4 protein-coding genes are annotated in these 4,820 nt (G+C 63.1%); 2 read left to right on the top strand and 2 right to left on the bottom strand.

Translation table 11 applies throughout. The annotated features are described in order from the left end of the window. A partial coding sequence (locus tag RMO25_RS12470) for a radical SAM protein (protein ID WP_309662925.1) occupies positions 1–669 on the bottom strand: 669 nt, incomplete at its 3' end. 201 nt (positions 670–870) lie between these two features. On the opposite strand from RMO25_RS12470, the gene RMO25_RS12465 reads away from it, so the two are divergent. Further along, complete coding sequence (locus RMO25_RS12465; RefSeq protein WP_309662924.1) at positions 871–2,142, top strand: nucleotide sugar dehydrogenase; 1,272 nt, start codon at positions 871–873, stop codon at positions 2,140–2,142. A 27-nt stretch (positions 2,143–2,169) separates the two neighbouring features. Then, a complete protein-coding gene (locus RMO25_RS12460) occupies positions 2,170–3,444 on the top strand; it encodes a sugar transferase (RefSeq protein WP_309662923.1) in 1,275 nt (424 codons plus the stop codon). A 605-nt stretch (positions 3,445–4,049) separates the two neighbouring features. Here the strand turns inward: RMO25_RS12460 and RMO25_RS12455 are convergent. Beyond that, positions 4,050–4,820: ATP-binding cassette domain-containing protein (locus RMO25_RS12455; RefSeq protein ID WP_309662922.1), on the bottom strand; the 771-nt coding region annotated here is incomplete at its 5' end.

The raw sequence follows: 4,820 nt of genomic DNA, 5'->3' as shown, positions 1-4,820 counted from the left end.
CAGGTCGGTCATGTGGGCGCGCACTTCGCGGCCTTTCCACGGCCAGGCGGCGTGGCGAAGATCGACGCCGTAAGCCGAGGTGTCCTGGCTGATTACCAGCAGCTCCTTGGTGCCGGCGGCGACCAATTTCTCGGCTTCGCGGAGGATGGCGTCGGGGCGGCGGCTGACGAGGTCGCCGCGGATGGAAGGAATTATGCAGAAGGCGCAGCGGTGGTTGCAACCCTCGGAAATCTTCACATAGCTGTAGTGGCGCGGGGTCAGCTTGAGGCCGGCTTCGGGGACCAGGTCGAGGAACGCGTTGGGGACCGGCGGCGCGGCTGCATGGACCGCGGCGACGACATCTTCATATTGCTGCGGGCCGGTGATCGCGAGTACGCCCGGGAAGCGCGCCCGGATCATCTCGGCTTCCTTGCCGAGGCAGCCGGTGACGACCACGCGGCCGTTCTCAGCGATCGCTTCGCCGATAGCGTCGAGGCTTTCGGCCTTGGCCGAATCGAGGAAGCCGCAGGTGTTGACCAGCACTACGTCGGCCCCGGCATAGTCGGGCGACATGTCATAGCCGTCGGCGCGCAGTTTAGTCATGATCCGCTCGCTGTCGACCAAGGCCTTGGGACAGCCGAGCGAGACCAGGCCCACGCGCGGGGCTCGAGGAAGAGTCATGATGGTCATCGGAAGGGCTGCGCCTCTAGCCCAATATTGGGGCAAAAGCGAGGCGTTAGGGCGAGGGGCCGCCTGTTCATAGCGACGACCAACGGTTAAGAGGCCTGTGTCTCGGGCGGAAGCGGCGAATGGCAGGCGCGTGGAACGTCCGGGCGAACCAACGCTTATCCGCCCAACAGGTTTTCACCGGGCGCGGCCCGCAAGGAACGGATGAGCAGCATCAAAAAAATCGTTGTCGTTGGATTGGGTTACGTCGGGCTGCCGTTGGCGGTGGCGCTGGCCCGCAAGTTCACGGTCATTGGCCTGGACGTTGATGCGGCACGCATTGCCCAGCTTATTGCCGGTCACGATCGCACGCGGGAGATTGCCGGCGAGGCGCTGGCCCGGACCACGCTGACGTTCACGCAATCGGCCGAGGATTGCCGCGCCGCCGACGTCTACATCGTCACCGTGCCAACCCCGGTCGATGCCGCCAACCAGCCCGACCTGACGGCGGTGATCGCAGCGACGCGGATGATCGCGCAGGCGATCGATCCAGCAAAACGCCCGACGGTGATCTACGAAAGCACCGTCTATCCTGGCGTCACCGAGGGGATTTGCGGGCCCGAGATCGAGCGCGCCGGCAACCTCCAGCGCGGCCGCGATTTCCGCCTCGGTTACTCGCCCGAGCGGATCAACCCGGGGGACAAGACTCACAGCATCGACCAGATCACCAAGGTCATCGCTGGCGAGGACGAGGAAGTGGTCGAGCAATTGGCCGAGATGTACGGCGCGATCACCAGCGGCGGCGTGTTCCGCGCGGCGTCGATCAAGGCGGCGGAGTCGGCCAAGGCGATCGAGAATGCCCAGCGCGACATCAACATCGCCTTCATGAACGAAGTCGCCCAGATCCTGTCGAAGATCGACGTGTCGGTGTGGGACGTGCTTGCCGCCGCCCGCACCAAATGGAATTTCCTGCCGTTCGAGCCCGGCCTGGTCGGCGGCCACTGCATCGGAGTCGACCCTTATTATTTGAGCCATCTCGCCCAGCAACTCGGCCATGATCCGCAATTCATCCTGTCCGGCCGCGCGATCAATGACGGCATGGGCGCCTGGATCGCCGACGCTTTGCACGAACGATTGGGTGGCAAGGCGGGCAAGGCGCTGGTGCTCGGTTTGACCTTCAAGGAGGACGTCCCCGATTTGCGCAACAGCCGAACGGTCGACCTGGTGGCGCGGCTGCGCGAGCTCGGCCACCGCGTCGAGGTCGCCGACCCGCTGGCCGATCCTGACGAAATTGCCCGCGAATATGGCCTGTCGCCGGTCGATCCCGGCGGTTCGCGTTATGACCTGGTCATCGGCGCGGTCGCCCATGGCGAATATCGAGACCTCGCCACCGACGAGCTTGAAAAGCTGGTCGAAAGCGATGGCATGCTCGCCGACCTTAAGGGTATGTGGCGGGATCGGCAGTTGAACCCGGCAATCAATCGCTGGTCGTTATGATGATTTGCATCGGGAGCCGTTAAGACGATGCGCCATGATCCGCCCGTCAAGCTGAGCCGGTCGCTGTTTACGCGGCGGCGGTTTCAATTTGCGGGGGCGCTGCTGCTCGGGGCGCTGCTGCCGGTGGTGATGCGCGGCACCGTCCTGTCCGGCCGCCCTGGTGAAGCGGCGACGATCAATGCGCTGTTCGGCAACCTGGTCGCGATTACCATCGCTTTTTGGATGCGGCTGTCGATCGAAACCTACCCCGGCATTCGCTCGACCTATGTGATTTTCCCAACCGCGCTGACCGGCCACGGCCTGGTCGTCGTCGCCTTCCTGCTGACCCGCCTGCCTTATGACCGCTTGAGCCTGGCGATGGGTTTCACGGCCAATGTGCTGTGGAGCTATTTCCTCTATTTCTATGCCGAACGCAGCATCCGCCGGCGGATCGCCGTCGTGCCATTCGGAGCGGTTGCCCGCCTCGATGAGATCGGCAATGTGCAGTGGCATACTCTCAAGCGGCCGCGGCTTCAGGACGCCGCCGGCTGCCACGCGATCGTCGCTGATTTCGCCGCCGATTTGCCCGACGAATGGGAAGCGTTCCTGGCCGACGCGGCGCTGGCCGGGCGCATCGTCTATCAGGTCAAGCAATTGTCGGAATCGCTGACCGGGCGGGTCGAGCTCGGCCACCTTTCGGAGAATAGTTTCGGCTCGCTGCTCCCGGCGCGCGGCTATTTCTACTTAAAGTCCCTCGGGGATTTCCTGTTCGCAGTGCTGCTGCTGCCATTCGCCCTGCCGCTGATGGCCGTGGTCGCCTTGGCCATCCGCGCCGAGGGGCCGGGGCCGGTCCTGTTCCGCCAGGCCCGCATCGGCTACGCCGGCACGCGCATCACGGTGTTCAAATTCCGCACGATGAAGCCGGTGTCGATCGAGGACGAGCGGCGAGCGGCGATGACCGAGGAGGACGACGAGCGGATCACCCGCGTCGGACGGTTCCTGCGCCAGACACGGATCGACGAGCTGCCGCAGATTTTCAATATCTTGCAATGGCAGATGAGCTGGATCGGCCCGCGGCCCGAAGCCGAAGTGCTGTCGACCTGGTACACCAGCGAGCTGCCATTCTATCGCTACCGCCACGTTGTGAAGCCGGGCATTTCGGGCTGGGCGCAGGTCAACCAGGGCCACGTCGCCGAAGTCGCCGACGTCCACTACAAGCTCCACTATGACTTCTATTACATCAAATATTTCTCGCCCTGGCTCGACCTGTTGATCCTGTTCCGGACGGTGAAGACGGTGCTCAACGGGTTCGGGGCGCGGTAGGGTATGGCCCTAACGTCCGCTTTCCACCCTTTGCGGGTGTCGGCGACAACCTCTTAATGGAGAGCATCGACCTCCAAGGCCTATTAGAGTGGGCCCATGACCTGGTGGAACAGCGATGGAGTAAGCTTGCGGCCTGGGTTGTGACGCTCGCGCTCTTCGGAGCGTTCACAGCTGCAGTAATCTGGTTGCTGTTTCGATTAGTCTAATGCTGATGACCGCTTTCAACCTAAAACCTGCAAGTTTTACTTAAGGATCAAATTAGATAACTTACGTGCGCCAATCCCTGAACCATAGCTGGCTAGTGCCAAGGAGATCTGGGTTACGCCCACTAATGCTAGCGTCGGTATCGAGTAGTCGCATCCTACCCCAACACAGGGCGGCATATCATCAACCGCTGCCAAGCTGAGCGGTATCAAGAGCGTGGCGGTCGTCAAGCAGTAGGCCAAGCCCGTTTTGACGAGGATGCCCCTAGCACCCAGTAAAAACAAGACGGCGTAAAGGACCAACCCCATGCCCGACAACGTTAGTCATCCGTCCGGTTGTGTAAATAGTGGGGCGGCGTCGAATGACCGCTTTCCACCCAAAGCGGAAAGTCGTCTCTTTCGCTAGGCGGCGAGGCGTTCGAGTTGTTCGCTGACTTCGAGCCAGCGGGCCTCGGCCTGGCGCAGTTGCTCGGCGAGATGCACGCGGCGTTGGCTGAGGTCGCTTAACGTCTGGACGCAGGCAACATCGGCGAGTTCGCGGTCGAGCGCCGAGCATTGCGCGGCCAGCCGGGCGCTGACGGCCTCCGCTTCGGCGACGGCTTTTTTGAGCGCCCGGGCCGCTTCACGGTCCTTTGAACTCGCCTTGCGATCGGCTTTTGACGCTTTGGGTTTCGACTCCATCCTGGGCTGGTTCCGGCCGAGCACGAAGTCGATATAATCGTTGATGCTGCCGGGATAATCCTTGGCGCCGCCATGCTCGACCAGCACCAGGCGGTCGGCGGTCAATTCGACCATGTGGCGGTCGTGGCTGATCAGGATGACCGCGCCGTCATAGCCGTTCAAGGCCTGGACCAAAGCCTCGCGGGCGTCGACGTCGAGATGGTTGGTCGGCTCGTCGAGGATCAGCAGATGCGGGGCGTCGCGGGTGATCAGCGCCAGCGCCAGCCGGGCGCGCTCGCCGCCGGACAATTTGCCGACCAAGGTCGTTGCCTTGTCGCCGGAAAAACCGAAGCGGCCGAGCTGGGCGCGGACCGCGGCCGGGGTCTTGCCGGTCATGGCGCGGGTCATGTGCTGGAGCGGCGTATCGTCGCCGTGCAGCTCCTCAACCTGATATTGGGTGAAATAGCCGACCTTCATTTTGCCCGAGGCGTGGATTTCGCCGGCCATCGGCGC

This window comes from Sphingomonas sp., from assembly GCF_031361285.1.
Taxonomy (GTDB): Bacteria; Pseudomonadota; Alphaproteobacteria; order Sphingomonadales; family Sphingomonadaceae; genus Sphingomicrobium.
This window is presented reverse-complemented; position numbering and strand designations above follow the sequence as displayed.

What these genes read in the sequence shown, in the direction of transcription:
- RMO25_RS12465 (WP_309662924.1), top strand. Translation starts at nt 871, where the DNA reads ATGAGCAGCATCAAAAAAATCGTTGTCGTTGGATTGGGTTACGTCGGG.
- RMO25_RS12460 (WP_309662923.1), top strand. Translation starts at nt 2,170, where the DNA reads ATGCGCCATGATCCGCCCGTCAAGCTGAGCCGGTCGCTGTTTACGCGG.